This is a genomic window from Nitrosomonas sp., from assembly GCF_019635155.1.
Lineage (GTDB): Bacteria > Pseudomonadota > Gammaproteobacteria > Burkholderiales > Nitrosomonadaceae > Nitrosomonas.
Genome location: NZ_JAHBZY010000015.1, coordinates 1 through 18102, shown reverse-complemented (window position 1 = coordinate 18102; position 18102 = coordinate 1). Strand labels below are relative to the sequence as shown.

Annotated in this window: 18 protein-coding genes; all 18 read right to left on the bottom strand. The window is 46.8% G+C overall.

Annotation, left to right across the window (positions count from 1 at the left end; all coding sequences use genetic code 11):
- Positions 1–122 precede the first annotated feature (122 nt).
- Positions 123–3446, bottom strand: coding sequence for an AI-2E family transporter (locus tag KF839_RS10770; protein WP_292917847.1), 3324 nt, complete (start codon positions 3444–3446; stop codon positions 123–125).
- A 273-nt stretch (positions 3447–3719) separates the two neighbouring features.
- The gene (gene hslU, locus KF839_RS10765; protein WP_292917846.1) at positions 3720–5051 is read right to left on the bottom strand and encodes an ATP-dependent protease ATPase subunit HslU; all 1332 of its coding nucleotides are present in this window, start codon (positions 5049–5051) and stop codon (positions 3720–3722) included.
- A 109-nt stretch (positions 5052–5160) separates the two neighbouring features.
- Positions 5161–5682 (bottom strand): ATP-dependent protease subunit HslV, encoded by a 522-nt coding sequence (hslV, locus tag KF839_RS10760; RefSeq protein WP_292917845.1) that lies wholly within the window; start codon positions 5680–5682, stop codon positions 5161–5163.
- A 78-nt stretch (positions 5683–5760) separates the two neighbouring features.
- Positions 5761–6654: a tyrosine recombinase XerC gene (gene xerC / locus KF839_RS10755; protein WP_292917844.1), complete on the bottom strand. Its 894-nt coding sequence runs from the start codon at positions 6652–6654 to the stop codon at positions 5761–5763.
- Between the two features lie 11 nt (positions 6655–6665).
- Entirely contained in the window at positions 6666–7343 is a 678-nt protein-coding gene (locus KF839_RS10750; RefSeq protein ID WP_292917843.1) for a DUF484 family protein, read from the bottom strand.
- 17 nt (positions 7344–7360) lie between these two features.
- Positions 7361–8188 carry a diaminopimelate epimerase gene (dapF, locus tag KF839_RS10745; protein WP_292917842.1) on the bottom strand — a complete coding sequence of 276 codons (828 nt, stop codon included), beginning with the start codon at positions 8186–8188 and terminating at the stop codon, positions 7361–7363.
- Positions 8189–8191: 3 nt separating this feature from the next.
- Positions 8192–8737, bottom strand: coding sequence for a GNAT family N-acetyltransferase (locus KF839_RS10740; protein WP_292917841.1), 546 nt, complete (start codon positions 8735–8737; stop codon positions 8192–8194).
- Between the two features lie 50 nt (positions 8738–8787).
- The gene (locus tag KF839_RS10735; protein ID WP_292917840.1) at positions 8788–9048 is read right to left on the bottom strand and encodes an ExbD/TolR family protein; all 261 of its coding nucleotides are present in this window, start codon (positions 9046–9048) and stop codon (positions 8788–8790) included.
- Positions 9035–9415, bottom strand: a complete 381-nt coding sequence (locus KF839_RS10730) for a hypothetical protein (protein ID WP_292917839.1) — start codon at positions 9413–9415, stop codon at positions 9035–9037. The genes KF839_RS10735 and KF839_RS10730 overlap by 14 nt, the downstream gene beginning before the upstream one ends.
- A complete protein-coding gene (locus tag KF839_RS10725; protein ID WP_292917838.1) occupies positions 9416–9535 on the bottom strand; it encodes a PepSY domain-containing protein in 120 nt (39 codons plus the stop codon).
- An 18-nt stretch (positions 9536–9553) separates the two neighbouring features.
- Positions 9554–9943, bottom strand: coding sequence for a sigma factor (locus tag KF839_RS10720; protein WP_292917837.1), 390 nt, complete (start codon positions 9941–9943; stop codon positions 9554–9556).
- Positions 9944–10099: 156 nt separating this feature from the next.
- On the bottom strand, positions 10100–10801 hold the full coding sequence (locus KF839_RS10715; RefSeq protein ID WP_292917836.1) for a hypothetical protein: 702 nt from the start codon (positions 10799–10801) through the stop codon (positions 10100–10102).
- A gap of 16 nt (positions 10802–10817) precedes the next feature.
- Positions 10818–11231, bottom strand: a complete 414-nt coding sequence (locus KF839_RS10710) for a copper resistance CopC family protein (RefSeq protein ID WP_292917835.1) — start codon at positions 11229–11231, stop codon at positions 10818–10820.
- 113 nt (positions 11232–11344) lie between these two features.
- The gene (locus KF839_RS10705) at positions 11345–12589 is read right to left on the bottom strand and encodes a sialidase family protein (RefSeq protein WP_292917834.1); all 1245 of its coding nucleotides are present in this window, start codon (positions 12587–12589) and stop codon (positions 11345–11347) included.
- A 53-nt stretch (positions 12590–12642) separates the two neighbouring features.
- Positions 12643–13134 carry a TlpA family protein disulfide reductase gene (locus tag KF839_RS10700; RefSeq protein WP_292917833.1) on the bottom strand — a complete coding sequence of 164 codons (492 nt, stop codon included), beginning with the start codon at positions 13132–13134 and terminating at the stop codon, positions 12643–12645.
- A 52-nt stretch (positions 13135–13186) separates the two neighbouring features.
- Positions 13187–15958, bottom strand: coding sequence for a TonB-dependent receptor domain-containing protein (locus KF839_RS10695; protein WP_292917832.1), 2772 nt, complete (start codon positions 15956–15958; stop codon positions 13187–13189).
- Between the two features lie 761 nt (positions 15959–16719).
- Complete coding sequence (locus KF839_RS10690; protein WP_292917831.1) at positions 16720–17142, bottom strand: PGPGW domain-containing protein; 423 nt, start codon at positions 17140–17142, stop codon at positions 16720–16722.
- Between the two features lie 162 nt (positions 17143–17304).
- A partial coding sequence (locus KF839_RS10685; RefSeq protein ID WP_292917830.1) for a methane monooxygenase/ammonia monooxygenase subunit C occupies positions 17305–18102 on the bottom strand: 798 nt, incomplete at its 5' end.

Here is an 18102-nt window from a genome sequence, read left to right as displayed (position 1 = left end):
TGGTATTCGGTCATGTCAGTCCGGCGTCATTCAGTGGTTCCGGTTAGCCATTTTCCGCATCGCAAGCATGAAAACCAATACCGATATGGAAGATTCCTTCTCATTTTCCCGGATTTTTGTGATTAACCAAACAGCCTGAAGTATTCACCAATAATCAACCCCAAAAAACCCAGTGTCAGTAACAAAGACCGGATAGCAGGCTGCTCGAAGAACGGTTCGAATGCGCCATAATCGATTTCCTGTATTTCCCGGATCACGTCTTCCTTATTCGGGTGCGGCAAGTTTTTGGCGCAATTGATAGCGGCGCGTTTAAGTTGAATGGCCTCGATTCGCAATTTCGCGCCTGCATACAGGAGCAGCGAGATGCTCAGGATCACGGTAAAACCGACATGCAGCGGGAAAGCAATGTTGTCAAAATAGCTCATCCGGGCGATCAGCAATAGCATGATGGCAATAATCGGATAATAAATCAGCCGATCGACGGTGCGGGTTCTTTTGGCTACTAGCGTAACAATGCCTTGCAGTGATTTTAGCGCTTCCGCAGGATCTTTTTGTGCGTAAGCCGGCAATACGTTTGTTTTAAGTATTTCCAAGTTTTTTCTAAGTTTCTTTAGTTGACACTGATTGGATGAGTTTTCTGGATTCTTGGTGTCATTTTCGAGTCTTGTTAATTGTTCCTCAAGTTTATCAAGTGAATTCTTTTCAGAGTCTGTGGGAATTTTATTTCCGCTTTTTAATTTTTCATAAAGTGATTTTATTTCGAAATAAATTCTCACATAGTTTGGAACGCAGTCATTAATATTGATAAAGTGTTTACTATGCTTTGGAAGAATAGCTTGATGTACAAATAATGGGTGTTTGGTGCGTATCTTTTCTATCCAATGCAAACAAAGTCTTTGCGCATCGAGCACCAGGAACGTTAACAACATGATGATGGAAAAGCTGAGTACCCGGGAAGTCTCTTCCCAGAAAATACAATCCTGTCCCCGGCAGGGCGGCGGTAGCGTCGGAAATAATTGGTATAAGAACGCGGCAACGAGCATGAAAATGCTGAACTTCAATGAAGCGCGCAGCAAGCGGTGCCTGAATCGGCCATGAAGATAATAGTCTTTCCATAAGTCTTCGGACGGGATGACTATTCTTTCTTTTTTATTGTTTAAATCTTTTCCTGTATATTCATTGCGTTCGGTTTCTTGCGTTCGAACCGTGTCTTTTTCAACCATGATTTGGATGGATTTTATTTTTTTTCCAAACCTTGCTACAAGGCAAATGAGCGCTATCAATGCTACTTCTATTATCCGTTCATCCAGATTTTCATAAGAAGGAGTTACTTTAATAAAAAACATTAATATGCTGATAATTACTAGGGGAATCAAGATCAAGATTAATATCAAAATTACTAATAAAATTTGATCAACCCAGAAAATTAATAAAAATATTAAAACTATTAAGAAAAAGAATCGAATGGAAATAGAATCAAGAATTGTAAGAGCATAAATAGTGGTTACTAGAGTAATGATCAAGAACGCCAATAAAGTTGTTCCGCTTGGTTTTAATCGATTACTAGATTGCTCGATGATCTTCCAGTTTAGCAGTTCGCTTTCAGAAAACGGTTTCTCATCCTTCCACAACGTGATTAGCTCATCGGCAAGATCGGGATAATATCGCCTGTTCAGCCGGTCGAAATTGGCTTCCAATGCGCGTATTGCGGAGAAAAAAAATGCGATGACCACGAAAAACGTAAACCATCGCAACAATATGGATGGCCACATGCTGATACCGTCGGTAAAGCTGAAAGGCTCTCCCCAGTTGATCGCATAACCTGCCAGTGCAAATAGGGCCATGGTTGTTGCCATCAACCAAAAGACGATTGCGCCTGAGTGGGGTTTAATTTGCTGCACGGTAAAGATCAGCGCGATTGCGATGAAGAACCATAAGATCAATTGGTCTTTCAATCGATTCTGCGGCTCGGGGTAGTCAGGGTGAACCGAGTTTTCCTGATTTCCGTCCAAATAGACCGGGCCGTTTCTGCCAATTTCAAAAATTAAAGAAGGAGCGGCGTTCGGTATATTAGATTTAACATTTTTCAGTGTTTCGTGAAAAATTTGCGTTTGCAAGCTATCTCTGAACGGTGGTGTCTGATTTTGAAGATCTTTCTTCAAGCGCAAATCGTACGGTGTTGCTACGATCAAGTTTCTAGTCCAGCGCCAGTATTGCGGGTGCAGCATTTCCGCATCGAGATCGGTTGTGAACAGGACAATATTCGGAATATCGGCGCGTAGGGCTTCAAAAATAATCAGCTTGTCATAAAAATCGCTGCCAAAAACTCCGACGGCTTTGATGTGCTTGCTGCGGTCGCTATTTTTGTGAGATTCTTTGATTTGCTTGACCAGGCGGTATAGATAATCGAATTGCGCCGCACCGATGGGCAAATTATGCTGATCCATGATGGAAAGGAGTTCTTCGCGCTTTTCGGCGGTTTTTCCGGCGCCTTCCCGATCCTGTTTACCAAGTTGCCGTTGGTAAGCATCCAGACCTTTAAGGTAAGTATAAGTGCTTATGTCACTGTTACATCCATTTTTTCTATTATTTTCATTCTCACTACATGTCTTTTTGATAGAGCTCCAGAAATTATTTGTTAGCGTTTGAACTTCTTTTGTATCATATTCTGAGATGGTTGCGATTTCAGAAGGGAGCAGTTGACGGTGTGTATAGAGTTCATTAATTAGTGGCTCTAGAAGGGAATTCTCGGTGTTTATTGATGATGGTAAATCAATTATTGTTATTCCCTTATGCATACTGCTCGTCATTCTTGTTTTAAACGTTTTTTTGTCAGTTCCCCAGATCACAAAAAGATTATCTTTGTCATTACGTTTGAAATGTTCCCAACGAATATCGTATTGCAATTCACCCTGATTATTCTGGCTTGTGCAGAAATTGATTGGGTGAGGTTTTGATGGACGATAACCTTCTTCAATTAAGCCGCTGACTACTGCATAGCGATACCGGGTTCTAAATTCTTTGCTTTCGACAGTGTTGGGTTTAATTTCAATAGAGGGTATCAATATTTTGACTGGTACTCCTTGTTGGTTTTCTGAAATTTTAGATATTTCCTGAGTCAGTAAGCCATTCTCGCAGTAGCAAAGATCATTATTTTTTCTGGATTCTTCAGCGAGAGAATGCGATTCTCCAACGCTAATCTTGAAAGTTTCATGCAATTTGTTATGAAGCTTGTCGTCCCCGGGATCGAATCCAAAAGGATCTTGCCACAACCAGCTTTCATAGGTATGTCCGGTAATGCGTGGATTCTGCTGGTGCTTGCCAGCGGAATCATAGGGACGGGGGCTTTGGATTGGGCGATCCTGCCACATCATGAAGGCGAGAATAATGAGCAAAGCAAGGCCGATCAGTGCGAAATCCGGCTCTCCGGTGTGCTTAGGCATCATCTTGTTAATCCCCTTTCAAGTGGTTCATATCAAGTGCAAGGCAAGATATTAGGGAAATGTGTGCTTTTGTGACAGTTTTAGATTGAAAGATAGGTTAATTACCGCAGGCTTTCCTTAACGCGCTTACAACGCTACTTTGCAAATATCTTCTCCCCTTTTTTGATATGCTATCACAACATACTGAGCATGTAGAAATGCTATCCAATAGTAGGAAATATTTGAGTTATATATCTTTTCCGTTGTGTTCGAAATAACAGTTATTCAAGGATACTGCTACAACACATACCTTGCCAGATCTTCACTTTGCGACAGATTCTTGAGGCGATCGTCGACATAGGTTGCGTCGATTTGGATGGTTTTTCCGCTGTGTTTGGAGGCGTCGAAGGATATTTCTTCGAGTAGTTTTTCTATCACGGTATGTAAGCGCCGGGCGCCGATATTTTCGGTTTTACTGTTAACCGAAAAAGCGATTTCCGCTAGGCGTTTGATACCGTCGTTGCCAAATTGCAATTTTACGCCTTCTGTCGCCAGCAACGCTTCATATTGCCGGGTGAGGCAGGCATCGGTATTGGTCAAAATCTGCTCAAAGTCGCTCACGCTTAAACTGGCTAACTCGACGCGGATCGGAAAGCGGCCTTGCAGTTCCGGAATCAGATCCGACGGTTTGGACATGTGGAACGCGCCGCTGGCGACAAACAGAATATGATCGGTTTTGATCATGCCGTATTTGGTGGAAACAGTGGTGCCTTCCACCAGCGGCAGTAAATCGCGTTGCACGCCCTGGCGTGAAACATCGCCTCCGGTATGACCGGAGCGGCTGGCGATTTTGTCGATTTCATCAAGGAAGACGATGCCGTTTTGCTCGACATTTTGTATGGCGGTCAGTTTGAGTTCTTCATCGTTCACCATTTTTGCAGCTTCTTCTTCGATGAGCATTTTCCTCGCTTCGCGTATGGATAGCTTACGGGTTTTTTTTCGCTCACCGGTCATGTTTTGAAACATGCCTTGGATCTGCGAGGTGAGATCTTCCATGCCGGGAGGCGCGAAGATTTCCATACTGGTGCGCGGAGATGCCACTTCTATTTCAATTTCTTTGTCGTCCAATTCACCTTCACGGAGTTTTTTTCGAAATTTTTGCCGGGTTGAACTGTCGTGGTCCGCAGTATTGGATGGCAAACCGAAATCCCTTGATCCCGGTAAGAGCGCATCGAGAATGCGGTCTTCAGCTTGATCTTCCGCCAGTGGTTGTTTTTTGCGCGTTTCTCTTTCCCTGGCTCCCTTAATGGCGGTTTCCACCAGATCGCGAATAATAGAGTCAACATCGCGCCCGACGTATCCGACCTCGGTAAATTTGGTCGCCTCGATTTTGATAAAAGGCGCATCGGCAAGTTTAGCCAAGCGGCGCGCAATCTCGGTTTTGCCGACACCGGTCGGACCAATCATCAGAATGTTTTTGGGAGTGATTTCCTGGCGTAACGGATCAGCGATCTGTTGCCGGCGCCAGCGGTTTCTCAGCGCAATCGCAACCGCGCGCTTGGCTGCATCCTGGCCGATGATGTGTTTATCCAGTTCGTGAACAATTTCCTGCGGAGTCATTTGTGACATGATGATAAATTCTAGAAGAGAGAAAATGTAAGGGGTTACTCAATTACCGGTCAGGCATCCTCGAGATGATAGGCGCTGATAAATCTATCAGGAATCATGATAGGAGAAATTATTTAATGGTCTCAATAATATGATCCTGGTTGGTATAGATACAGATATCGCCGGCAATGGTCAGTGCTTTTTTTACAATATCTTCTGGCGGTAGATCGGTATTTTCCAGAAGCGCGCGCGCGGCGGCCAGTGCATAGGAGCCGCCGCTGCCGATTGCGGCAATTCCCAGTTCAGGCTCGATAATATCGCCTGCGCCGGTAATGATGAGCGTTGCTTCTTCGTTTGCGACCACCAGCATGGCTTCTAGTCTGCGTAGGATCCGGTCGGTGCGCCAGTCTTTAGCCAGTTCAACGGCTGCGCGCATGATATGGCCTTGATGGGCTTCGAGCTTGCCTTCAAACCGTTCAAACAGGGTAAAAGCATCGGCGGTGCCGCCGGCAAATCCGGCGAGAATTTTGTCATGGTAAAGTCTGCGGACTTTGCGCGCGCTCGATTTGGCTACGACCGCTCCCAGCGTTACCTGACCGTCTCCTCCCAACGCCACTTGATGCCCGCGCCTTACAGAAACAATTGTTGTCATGAAATTTCTTAATTTGTTACAAAATTTAATTATAACGCATAACACATCGCGGATTCGGATAGAAACTATCTGTGTTGTTCAACTTCTTTTTTTGGCGCGGGGATGCGCAGCATCATATATTTTTGTCAGATGCTGAAAATCCAAATGAGTATAGATCTGGGTGGAGGTGATATGCGCGTGCCCGAGCATTTCTTGAACGGCGCGCAGATCACCGCTGGATTGCAGCACGTGCGAAGCAAACGAATGCCGAAGAATATGCGGGTGCACATTTTGTTGAATGCCTTGTTGTATGGCGCGGTTCTTTAGGCGGTAACCGATGGTGCGAGCACTGATTGCATGACCGCGGTGCGATAAAAAAAGCGCCGTCTCGTCCGCTCTGACGATCAAGGAGCGTTGTTTGAGCCAGGCTTGCAGCGCCTGGATCGCAAACTTTCCGACCGGCACAATCCGGGTTTTACTGCCTTTGCCAAGTACTCTGATCGTTCTCTCTGCAAAGTCAATATCGTCGGGTTTGAGTTGGGTTAATTCCGCCAGCCGCAGGCCGGAGGAATAAAATAACTCGAACATAGCGCTGTCACGAATCGTTAACGAATGATCAGCCGGAAACTGCAGTAACTGTGCGGCTTCATCCGGTGATAGCGCATTGGGTAATTTTTGCGGTGATTTGGGTAGTCGTATGCCAATGCAGGGGTTATGCTGAAAGCGATGTTTCCGGATTAAATAGTGATAGAAGCTGCGCCAGGCCGACAGCATTCTTGATAAGCTTTTGCCGGAAAGACCTTTGCCGTGGAGTTGTGCGATCACCTGACGGATATGTTGCGGATGAACCTGCGCGACGTCGTTTTGTTTAAGATGTTTTAGCAGAACCGCAATATCGCGCGCATAATTTTTGCTCGTATGAGGCGACAATCGCCGTTCGTAATTCAAATAATCAATATACGCAGCCGCCAATGATTCAGATTCGTTAGACATAAGGAATGAATTTATGCGGTGACGCCGCCGGTGTTTTCGAGCTGACTGTAGCGCGTTAACGTCGTGCAGGCCAATTCCCCCAAACGTTTTAAATGCAATGTTCCCATCTCGGGATAAAATCTTTCCGGGTCGGGGCTGCCAAGAACAAGCAAGCCGATGGTTCGTGTTGTGTTTAACGGGATCATCGCAAACGAATGCAAGTGTTCTGCGTCTTCACCGAACCATTGTTTGATTTCGTCCGCGACATGGTTGCCGCAATAGGGCTGCGGCAGGCTTTCGGCAATCGCGTGAACATCTTCGCTGATCGTGTCGAACTCGGTTTTGGATTGATCAGCGTTCGGTATATTCCAGAAACGCATTGCCACGAGCGGTACGGAAAAATCTTCTTTTAGGCTGAAATACAATGCATTCAGCAGCTCATCCAGGTTGGATACGGAAATCAGCGCAATCGAGAGCCGATGCATTTTCTCTCCAATCGCGTCATTTTCTTCCCCGAAACTAATCAATTCCAGAAGCTTATCTTGCAACGCACGGTTTCTCTCTCTCAATGCAATGATCTGGCGTTCGTTCAACGAGATGACCTTGTCATCCTGGGGGTGCGAAATCTGGATGTCCGCGAGTAAATCAGCATGATCGTTAAAAAACTGCGGATGTTCCTGCAAATATTGTGCGACATCTTCTGCTTTCATGGTGTTTCCTTGATTGATTACAAATTGATTTCACCTTCAAACACGGTAACTGCCGGGCCGGTCATCCAGACCGGCTCATTCTTTCCTTCCCAGCGTATCGTTAATTCACCGCCGCGCGTACTGACGACTACTTGCGGATCGAGCAACCCCAAATTGATACCGGCGGCAACCGCCGCGCAAGCGCCTGTTCCGCAGGCCAATGTTTCACCGGCGCCCCGTTCAAAAACGCGCAATTTAATATGATGACGGTCAACGATTTGCATAAAACCGACATTGACTTTTTTGGGAAAGCGCGAGTGCCGTTCGAGCAGTGCGCCTTCCGTATCGACCGGGGCATCATCCACATCCGCTACTACACGAACCGCATGCGGATTGCCCATCGACAATGCACTTATTGTAACCGGCTGACCGGCTATTTCAAGTTGATAGGCGGGTGCGATGCGTTCAGCGATAAAAGGAATCTGTGCCGGTTCAAAAACGGGTGGTCCCATATTGACGGTGACATTGCCGTTGATTTCCAATTTTGGTGAGATCACACCGCCCAATGTTTCGATTCGAATCTCGTTTTTCTCAGTCAAACCATGGTCATGCACGTAGCGCACGAAACAACGCGCACCATTGCCACATTGCTCCACTTCGCCGCCATCGGCATTGAAAATGCGATAGCGGAAATCGGCTTCACCTTCGGCTTGCTCAACCAGCAAGATTTGATCGCAACCGATACCGAAATGACGATCTGCGAGAAAGCGTAATTGCTGGCGGTCAAGATCGATGATTTGATGAATTCCGTCCAATACCACGAAGTCGTTACCGAGTCCCTGCATTTTGGTGAATTTCAGTCTCATGAATCAGACATTCCATTTATTAAAATTAAGCATCATTAAATAATCGTTCATGACAAACCCTCCGCCGATATCCACAATACTATCATTCACAATCTCGAATCCATAATGCCGATAGGCCGAGATGGCGGTGAGATTGTGTTTGTTGACCGTTAGAACCAATGTTTGCAGCTCATTTTCTCTCAGTATTTCAACCGCATCCGCTACCAGTAAGGCGCCGTAACCTTGGCGATGGTGATCGCAATGAATGTATAGCTTGTCTATTTTAAGCTCGTTCGGATTGGCCGTGCGCGTACAGCAACAGAAACCGATAATATCTTTTCCAAGAACCAGTTTTTTCCACCAGATACCCGGATTCGATAATTGTTCTTTGATTAATGCCGGTTGATAGCGTTGCATCAGCATGTACTCTATTTGTCCGGTTGCAATGATGCCGGTGTAATGGTACCGCCAGATCTTCCCGGCAAGCACCGAAACAGCGGGAACATCCTGCGGCGTTAAAGGCAGAACGAATGCGATCATGGTGTCGATGTTGCGAGCATAAAACACCATTGTACGCTCACAGCAAGGGCGGGTCAGTACTGGGAGAGCAATGTATCGAACTAAGTGGATTGAATGATTGATCTGCTCTGATTATGGAGTTCCGTTTGCGGAGAGTTTGCTACCGATTGTATGAAACGCGCCGCCAATAGCTCGGGTATCACGGTCTCACCATTCCAGACGTATTCCCCATCCACGCTAATGAGTGGTGCGGTAATGATAAAAATGATCAGTAACACCAACATTACATCTACAAGCGGTACTACATTGATTTCAGACAAAGTTTTCTGTGATTGATGACTGTTTCCATTATCGAACGCCATTATTGTCTCTCTTCCGGCATAAGGAGAGCTCCGGCAGGGTGCGTGTTAACAACTCACCCATTCCGCCGCTGACTGCAAGTTCTCTCAAACTCGCTTTTCGTGCACCGCTTTCAACATCGATCGCCAATTTCGCCAGGTGCGCAAATGCATTGTCAGTGGCGGTATCTTTCATTTCCATCTTCAATGCCTGCAAGGATTCGGCTTTCCAAAATCGTTCCAGAAAAATATTGGCATGCCGGCCGGCGAGGCTGTTATGGATACTTTTCGTGATAATTAAATACCAACTGGCAACGGATAACGACAGCAATAAAATCGCCACGCTCATCAGCGGATAGTATCGCCGGTTGCGCGCTTGCCGTTTTTTCATTCAGATAACGATGCCGGTGACCGACAGCATGGCAATGACCAGGCCGAACAAGTACACGAAAATGCGGTAGGGTAAGCCGAAGATATTGGCCATGTGCAAGGCGTAGAGCCAGCTGGTCACGGTATTGCCGTTATTGTATCACTCGATCCATTGCTTTAAGGTCGTAGTCGTGCAAAGGTCTCTCATTGTGTGAGCAGCCTGTGCCAGTTCAGCAAGATATGCTTGCTCAATGCGTTGTTTTCGCACTTGATCGATGAGCAAACGTTTTGCCGTCGTAACCAGATAAGCCCTGGGTTCTTGCAAACAAGGTAAGTTGGATAAAGCGAAGATGCATGTAAACGTGTCGTGCGCAACATCGGCTGCCTGATGCTGGCAATTCAGTTTTTTCCGGAGCCAGGCATACAGCCAATGATGATGATCGCGATAGAGTGCGTCAACCGCAACGGTATGCGTATCGGTGGAGGTTCCGGCGATATTGACTGAGGGTAGTGCGGATTCTTCGTCACGATTGAAAACAGATGGCGGCATTGACTTTGGGTAACGCGGTTAATTGCAAAGTTGAGCATTATCCGTAGGATGTTTTCCGATCGGATGCGGCAAATTGCCGCATCCGATCGGCTCCGCTTCATCAATTACCAAAATGGGCGGGAAATTGCGTGTATTTTAGGGTTGTTCATCAATGAATCAGTTTCCACGGTTTTGCATGCCGAATAACATTTTTGACAGAAGCTTGAATCTTAACTTCGGCAGCATTGGTAACATGATGAGTAGCACGATGAATACCGGAAAAGCAAACGTCATAAACAGTTCCGCTACTTTTGCCACGTAGCGCCAGACAGGTGTTGCTTCCGTATCCATACCGACATCGAATCGGATTTTTAAAATATCATCAGCAAATGCTGATTCCTCGTCCCCGATGATCAGATATAAAGCATAGTGACCGGTTTTATCAATGACGGCACGGGTTTCAATAGTGCCTTGCGGGTAAACTTTAGGCATCACTTCTGAAATTATCCGGGTATCTTCATAGTCGGCTGCAGTTTCTTTATTTTTACCGGCCGGTTCCTGTTCGACCAACCTCAGACTGATCGGCATTTCTCTCAAATCTTCATCGACCAGATCCGCTGTGAAGTAGACATTCCCGGTATGCGGTATATTTTTACAATGGGATTTGAATAGCGATTCGTTTATCTTTTTCGAATGATCGATTTTTTCTTCAGGCTCGACATAGGCGCTGAAATAAATTGCGTAAAAATCATTCGCGACGATACATCCTACATTAGTATTGTAATGATGCTGTACAGGACTGATGCGATTGCATGCCGTTAGCATCAGGATTGTTGTCAACAGTAGCAGGTGCGGTTTCACGGTCTGAAATATTCTCATGATTGACTCCTGATTATTAATCGGATGAAATTTCCGCTGTTTCTGGGGAAGCAACGGTGAAGGTGAATTTGCCGGTAATGATATGCGTATCCGCAGACATCACACGATAGCGAACCGTGTAAGTATCGGGCGGCAGCTTCGGAACAGTGGTATAGATGTGTGAACGGTCCAATGCTGCTTGTCTGATGTCATTATTGTCGACACGCTTTCCGGCGCTGTTGACTACCGCCAGTGATTTGAATTCACTGGCGACATTTTCATTGAACCAGATTTTGATCTGATCGGGAGGCGTACTCACAACGCTTGCAGCCTTGGGTTCCGACTCGACGAGAATCGCATGTGCAAAGATCGTTGATGGCATTCCGGCAATAATTGGAACAATCAGTATCAACAGTTTTAGTTTGGTGAAAATAACACGGTATTTTTTCATTGGATTCTCCATGATATCCATTGGGTGTGCATTTGCTTGCGCAGAGATGTCAACAACCAACAGAAATTAGTTTCTGAAATTCAGTTGATTAAGTATTGAATAGCATTCCGGTATCAATGAGGTGGATTCTCCTTTAAGGGGGTGGCGTATTTTTCTGGTTTGATCAGTTTCCAGGCCAGTTGACTGGTTTGTTTAGCAGGTTTCTCGGTCCACACCACTAATACGCCGCTTGCCGTTGCTGTAAGCCTCGGTTGTGTCGCCGCGTTTTCTCCCGGTGTCAGTTGGATTGGTTTGTTCCAGGTGGTGCCGTTTTCCGTTATGGTGGCCAAGCTGATACTCATGCCTGAAGGATTCATTTCGTTCCATGCGGCAACGAGATGACGGCCATGATGCGCAATATCGCCGTTCATGCCGGTGACGCTTAGCCGTAGGGGTTCCGACCAAGTTGATCCATGATCGGAAGAAACCAGGTGATACAAACCGGCTTTTTCCTGGATGCCGGTCCAGACAAGTCCATGTAGCCAGTGCGTTGCTCCGCCGGTCACATAGCTTGCGCCGCCGCCGACATGCGGGCAGCCATTCAATTGCCATTTGAAATCACCGACCGCTCCGAGCTGCTGCCAGGTTACGCCTTGGTCGGTTGATTGAACCATCGCCATATCCCTGGGTGACATGTTGCGGTAAAGCACATTCAAGTGATTAAGCGGGGAATTTACGATCGTATTCCAGCAGCAGGAACAGGTGGAATCGTCGATCGTTTTAAGCTGGTTCCAGCTTTTTCCGCCATCTTCAGAGCGGGAATAACGCAAGCTTTGATAACCATTTTCTTCCGGATCTTCCAGCCAGACCGCATGAAAAATCCCTGCTTTGTCGGCCACGAGGTCGATGTGTGCTTGGCTACCGTCATTATCTTCAGCAGGATTGGCGCCATATTTCCAGGTTAGGCCGCTGTCTTCAGAGTACAAGCACATCATCGGGCCGATTCCCGGCAGGCTGGTTTTGGCTTGCATGAGCGCGACTATTTGATTGCCATGCGCTGCCAGTTGAACGTCGTTACCGCGCTTGGCATTGATTGCAGGTAGCTGTGCGGAGATGGTCACAGGCATGGTCCAACTATGCCCGCCATCTATTGACCGTTTATACCGCAATGTGAGCGCGGTATCGTTTTGCGACTGCCTGCCGCCTGCGATGATGTGAACATTCTGTCGGTCCGTATAAACGTCGAATGTTGCAATGTCATACAAACCCAACGTTGATTTCACATACCGCTCTTTCGCCGGATCATTGGTTAGAGCAGGAGAAGCGGGTAGTACGAAACTGAGACTGAGAATGAGCGCCTGAATTGGCCGCATGGGCATTGATTGCAATTTTTCTTTGTAGGGAATCATAAGCCGGATTACTGGATGGAGCATTAATTGGCGAGCACGTAGAAAATCGATTGATAATCTTCGTAAGATAAAGCGCCGCTGATGCCTTCGCGCTGATGCTTGCTATCGAGAAAATAAGTGCGCGGCAGTTCTCCGAACCATTGCGGATCGATTTCGTAGCGTAGGCGTTGTGCGTTTTCATCGGCAAAAATCCAGTTTTCCAGGCCGGTCAGTTCATGCTTAACCAATGCGGCTTGTACTTGCTTTGTATCCGCTAATTCATCGACAGAAAGCATGATGATTTTTATATCATTATGATCCTCCTGTAGTTTACTCAGTAAAGGCATTTTCTTCATGCAGGTTGAGCACGTCGTCGCCCAGATCACCAGCATGACCGGTTGACCGGTGTGCTTTTCAAGTAATTGCTGATAACTGCCGGAAACAAAATGTTTCAGTGTGGCTTCTCCCGCTTGCGCCGGGGCCGCAAGCCCAATTGTCAGAATTAATATAATCAACAGTGATTTGTTCAGTTGCATGATTTATCTCCTAATATTTGATATAAGAAGTGGTTGGTTTTCTTCCAATCGATTAATAATTAAGAACAAATCCCACCCGGAAGCTCACCGGTTCGACAGGGTGGAAGTGAAAGTCATTCACGCCGGTAAGAGGTTCTCCCGGCAGGCGTGATGTATAAAAGTAGGTTATCGCATCGTCTTTGCGGTTGAGCATATTGAACACTTCGGCCTGGATGCGGAATGACCGGTTGAATTCATATCCCAGCATCGCAGATAGCAAGATTGTGCCGTTCGAGCGCTTGGAGTTGTCTTCATTCAGTGCGCGCGGCCCAAGGTACCGCAATCTTGGTCCGCCATAGAAACCGCCGAAAACATCATGAAATGTCGCGCCTGTGGCAATGACCGCTTCCACGGCATTGGGTACATGATTGCCTTCGCCGGGCACAGTGTCGCGAAACCGGGAATGCGAGAAACTGAAATCCGCGTCAAGTGTCAACCAGTGCACCGGCTGGTAATAGTTGGTGAATTCGAGTCCGTAGCGGCGGCTGGGGCGGCTTGCTTCAGTTGTGCCTGCGTCTCCTACAAAAACCAACTCGGATTGAAGATCCATCCACCAGACAGTCAACGTACTTTGCAAGCCGCGAACCCAGGTTGAACGGATACCTGTTTCAGCGCTGTAAGTACGAGCAAGGGGATCGGCGCGATTTACGGGATCGCCGCTGGCCGGATCGATGCGGGTATTGATCCCGCGAGCATCATTGCTGTGAAAACCAAACCCGCCGTTCAGGTAAAGCTCGGTATCAGCCCAGGAGCCGAAGACGATGCCTAATTTCGGACTGACCAGCCCATCATAACGCGTGCCATTGTTTTGCTGGATATTGCTGTGATTGACGGCAAAGCGGAAACCATCAAAACGCACACCTGCACTGGTGCGCAGCCAGCTTTGCCATTGAGTTTTATTTTGCAGAAAGGGACTGATGCTGGTAACCCAGATGGAGTCCTGGCGGGTAATACCGTATACCCTCTGTGCATGGGTTTTTGTCAAGGCATTTTGGATATTATCGTTACGTACTTGTATGCCTAGCGTCGTTTCGGAATCGAATGCGCCAATTTTATGAAATACGGTGTGATTGGCTGTCAGGCCGGTGGTCCAGCGGTCATCCGGTTGACCGAACTGATCACCGCAGGTTTGAAATATGCTCGTAGAAATGCGGTTTGCGGACTGTAAGCCGTTTAGTCCCGAACATCCCGCAGGGTTGGTTGTTTCATTATCATCCAAGAGAAAAGAAAAATTTGAATAGAGGTCTAATTTGGAATAAATGCCATACGCCATGACCGACGTTAAGCTGTTTGCGGAGCGCCGATTCCATTCGCCGGTCAGACTGTAGCGATGACTCTTGCCGCCATCCGTCGGATCAATCGCGTCGAATCGGTGGATCGTGTTCATGCCGATAGCCCGCCTCGGAATCTGATCGGTTGCGCGCCAATCCGAATGCGTCCCCATGGCGGTAACACGCCAATTTTGATTGCCATTACTGCCGCTGTAGCGGAGCAGGCCGTTGAATTTCAGATAATTATTTCCGACAGTCCACGGGCCGTCGTTGTGTACGATTTCGCCGGCGTATAAAACGTTACCGTTTAATAGCTGACGTGATCCGGCGATTAATCCTCGATAGTAATTAAAACTACCGCCAGTGAAGCGGAGCATATTCTGAGGCAAGCGGTTGAAATAGCGGATATTGGCTGATCCGGCGCTCGAAAAATCACCCGTGTCGGCAAAATAATTTCCTTTTTTAAACTCGAGTGATTCGATTAATTCCGGGATCAGGAAATTGGTATCCGTCCAGCCTTGGCCATGCGCGTGTGAGAGCTGGTTGACCGGCACGCCTTCGATTTGCGTTAAAAAATCGGTGCCATGATCCAGATTGAATCCACGCAAGAAATATTGATTGGCTTTACCTTCCCCGCTGTGTTGGGTGGCGATTAATCCCGGTACCGTTTCAAGAACTTCTCCAGGGCGGATAATCGGTCGGTATCGGATTTGATCTTGTCCGACTTTGCCTTGTGACGCGGAATCGGCAATACCGATTAATTTGTCTGCACGGCCGTGGACGGATATTTCATCCAAAACGGTATGTGCCAGCTTGTCAAAATGGGCATTTGGTTTTGCGGTATTCGAATGAGGCGATAAATCTTTTCCTTGAGCATTGAGGCCGGTGCTGACAAAAAAGGTAATCAACAACAAAAGCAATTGCGAAATCAAAATGCCGACGCCATGCAACAGCAAAGTAGCAAATACGAAACCCGCGATATAAAAAACAAGACTGGTGGGTGCGGCGATTTCTTGTCCATGTACGTAACCATGAAAAAATGCAAACAATGAAATGATCGCGATGTTGATGGAAGTATCGAACCGGATACCACGCACGATTAAAGCACTTAATGTGAGGCAGGATAATAGAATCATGGCCTCTGCACCCGGAATAATCAGGTTGAATGCTCCGGCCAAGCTACCGAGGCTCATAACACTGACAAAAACAACCGGTAATACCCACATGGCTTGCCCGCGCATTTGGGCCGCCCAAACACCAACCGCGATCATGCAAAGAATGTGATCCCATCCGGTCAGAGGGTGCTGGAATCCTTCATTCCAGTCATGATCGAAAGACAATTGCGAATAGACGATGATCGTCAGTAGCGCGATCAAAGAAAATGGCCGGAGGATTGCGGCTTTCAATTGCGATGTACAGCATTTCGAACGAATCGGTAGAATGAGTTTTTTCCGATTAAATAATTGTTTGTGCCGGATTAGCTGCGGGTTTAAAGCGAAAAATTTTTCTGTCACGTAAAATCAGCCTCATTAGTCATTTTTGTAATTTCTGCGGGGACTTGGAAATCGAACTTGCCGGGATTTGCAACTGAATTTGAATCAACACGATTGCTTTTTGCGTGCACATTTTCATTATGTGCGTATTACAAAAAAAGTAAATGCGGCAAATTGACGCAGGTTACTGAAAATAATGATTAATTAGGAAATTATGTATTCTGATATCATTTCCGGACCGGAGATGCGGTGTCATTTTTCATGATAACGAGCTGCGAAATCGGATTGCTCGTATCGTAATTTCCATCTGATTTCTTGATGGAGAGCTTGAGTGTAAAAAAACACCCATTTCGCCAGAATCCGGTGGCTAAATGGGTGTAACTCGCAGGGAACGAAATTATCCGGTTATGTGCATAAATCGGCAAAAGCGATCAATGCGCTCTAGCTCTTCGATCACTTGTTGAAAGACGCATTTTGAAACATCAGGCATTTATCAAGTCAAAGCAAGCACGACTGATGACGGCGACTGGGACTCCAATGATGCAGCACGGCGTTTCCTCTATTTGATTTAGTTTGAAACAATGGGTGGTTCATTGATATCCAGAATACTTTGCAAAATATCGGTTAGCGTGGATTTTGCCTGTAAACCTGGAATGATAAAATGTGGCAAATTGTCGCAGCTAAGTATATGGATTGAAGAAAGCTAGCGAGTAGGTTTGGCTGCATCTGTTTTGCGATAGCTTGAGTACTTTGTTGGTCCAAATCCGCTTATTTTCCGGATTTCATGACAGAGTTAATGGAGGCTTGTTAAATTTTCGACGCATCGCATTAATGGCATTCAATATGACCGGCTGCCCGACAATCTTGGCTTCCAGTTTACGTTTGCCCGGGAAATCAATAAAAGAGATTCCTATCAGCATTGTAAGCAGGCCTTGTCCGGGCAGAAACAGCATGAGAAAACCAGCAAACAGAAAAATAGCGCCGGTAACATTCTTGATGATCAATCCAATAGTGCGTAACACAAGGTGACGGTCTTTCATCCAGTGACGAGGAACGCGTAAGTCGAAATAGTCGCTTGGCAGGCGAATCAGAATCCATGGAATGGCGATTAACGATCCAATAAAACTGATAATGGATGTGATCGTCAGACCAATGAGTACATTGATCGGCACCCATTGCTGAATAACCAGGATCAAGTCTTCCATGAAATTAAAGCCGGCATGATGGAGAAAAAGAGTACTCGGAGTCGCCTAGCGTATGGATCAATGCGCCGGATGGATTGATTAGGGGAAATGAGTTTTTGGGGGATGGAATCCGCCGCCCGGTAACCAGGGCAGCGGGGCGATGTCATAACATCTGACGACGGATTAAGGAACAATGCGATTGTTCAGAATCTCTCTGCTTGAACCATTCCAGGTTACGTCGGTCAGGTTAGAGTAACGGGTGATGATTTGCGCTGCAATACCGCCCGAGAATAAACCTGCCCAGCCCAGAATCACAAATCCCCAGTGCAATGGCGCGCTAAACAGCTCTTCCATGAACCAGAATGCATGACCCCATTCGTTCAAACCTACGTTCGGCAGAATCATCAATGGGCCAGCAATCGCCATTACCAACGGGAACGATGTGCCGCGGCTGTACAGTGGCAGACGGGTCATCGCGTACAGGTATGAAGCAACGCCGCATACAATGTACATCGGGAATGAGCCGTAAAACACCACTACGTGACTTGGCGTGAAGCTCGTGTCACGAATAATCACTTGGTGCCAGCTTGCATCTTGCTCGGTGAAGAAGCTGCCGCCCCAGTAAACACCAAACAAATACACACCCAGCCACATCATCCAGTAGAAATAACGTTTCATTTCCAGTTTGGTGTCCAGGTTGTCCAATTGTTCTTTGGTGTCACGGGTCTTCAATATCCAACCCCAGGTTACCAACGCAAACAACGGCATCAGGGTCATGTGCACTCGCCACAGTCCCATCCACACTTTGTCAAATTCCGGTTCCATTGAGTCCATCCCGTGCGAATACGCAAAGGTCCTTTGGTACCAAATCCAAAATATCGCTACCAGAAGCATGGTCGCCATGCCCAGTTTGTAGTACTTGGAATCGTACCACAGCGACATGTCATAGCTCGCGCTCGACGCGCCACTCGTTGTGCCATA

Coding starts and splice junctions, on each gene's coding strand:
- KF839_RS10740 (WP_292917841.1), bottom strand. CDS start 8,737: ATGGTGTTTTATGCTCGCAACATCGACACCATGATCGCATTCGTTCTG.
- hslU (WP_292917846.1), bottom strand. CDS start 5,051: ATGTCACAAATGACTCCGCAGGAAATTGTTCACGAACTGGATAAACAC.
- KF839_RS10735 (WP_292917840.1), bottom strand. CDS start 9,048: ATGGCGTTCGATAATGGAAACAGTCATCAATCACAGAAAACTTTGTCT.
- KF839_RS10770 (WP_292917847.1), bottom strand. CDS start 3,446: ATGATGCCTAAGCACACCGGAGAGCCGGATTTCGCACTGATCGGCCTT.
- KF839_RS10705 (WP_292917834.1), bottom strand. CDS start 12,589: ATGCCCATGCGGCCAATTCAGGCGCTCATTCTCAGTCTCAGTTTCGTA.
- KF839_RS10690 (WP_292917831.1), bottom strand. CDS start 17,142: ATGGAAGACTTGATCCTGGTTATTCAGCAATGGGTGCCGATCAATGTA.
- KF839_RS10720 (WP_292917837.1), bottom strand. CDS start 9,943: ATGCCGCCATCTGTTTTCAATCGTGACGAAGAATCCGCACTACCCTCA.
- KF839_RS10700 (WP_292917833.1), bottom strand. CDS start 13,134: ATGCAACTGAACAAATCACTGTTGATTATATTAATTCTGACAATTGGG.
- dapF (WP_292917842.1), bottom strand. CDS start 8,188: ATGAGACTGAAATTCACCAAAATGCAGGGACTCGGTAACGACTTCGTG.
- KF839_RS10750 (WP_292917843.1), bottom strand. CDS start 7,343: ATGAAAGCAGAAGATGTCGCACAATATTTGCAGGAACATCCGCAGTTT.
- KF839_RS10715 (WP_292917836.1), bottom strand. CDS start 10,801: ATGAGAATATTTCAGACCGTGAAACCGCACCTGCTACTGTTGACAACA.
- xerC (WP_292917844.1), bottom strand. CDS start 6,654: ATGTCTAACGAATCTGAATCATTGGCGGCTGCGTATATTGATTATTTG.
- hslV (WP_292917845.1), bottom strand. CDS start 5,682: ATGACAACAATTGTTTCTGTAAGGCGCGGGCATCAAGTGGCGTTGGGA.
- KF839_RS10710 (WP_292917835.1), bottom strand. CDS start 11,231: ATGAAAAAATACCGTGTTATTTTCACCAAACTAAAACTGTTGATACTG.
- KF839_RS10730 (WP_292917839.1), bottom strand. CDS start 9,415: ATGAAAAAACGGCAAGCGCGCAACCGGCGATACTATCCGCTGATGAGC.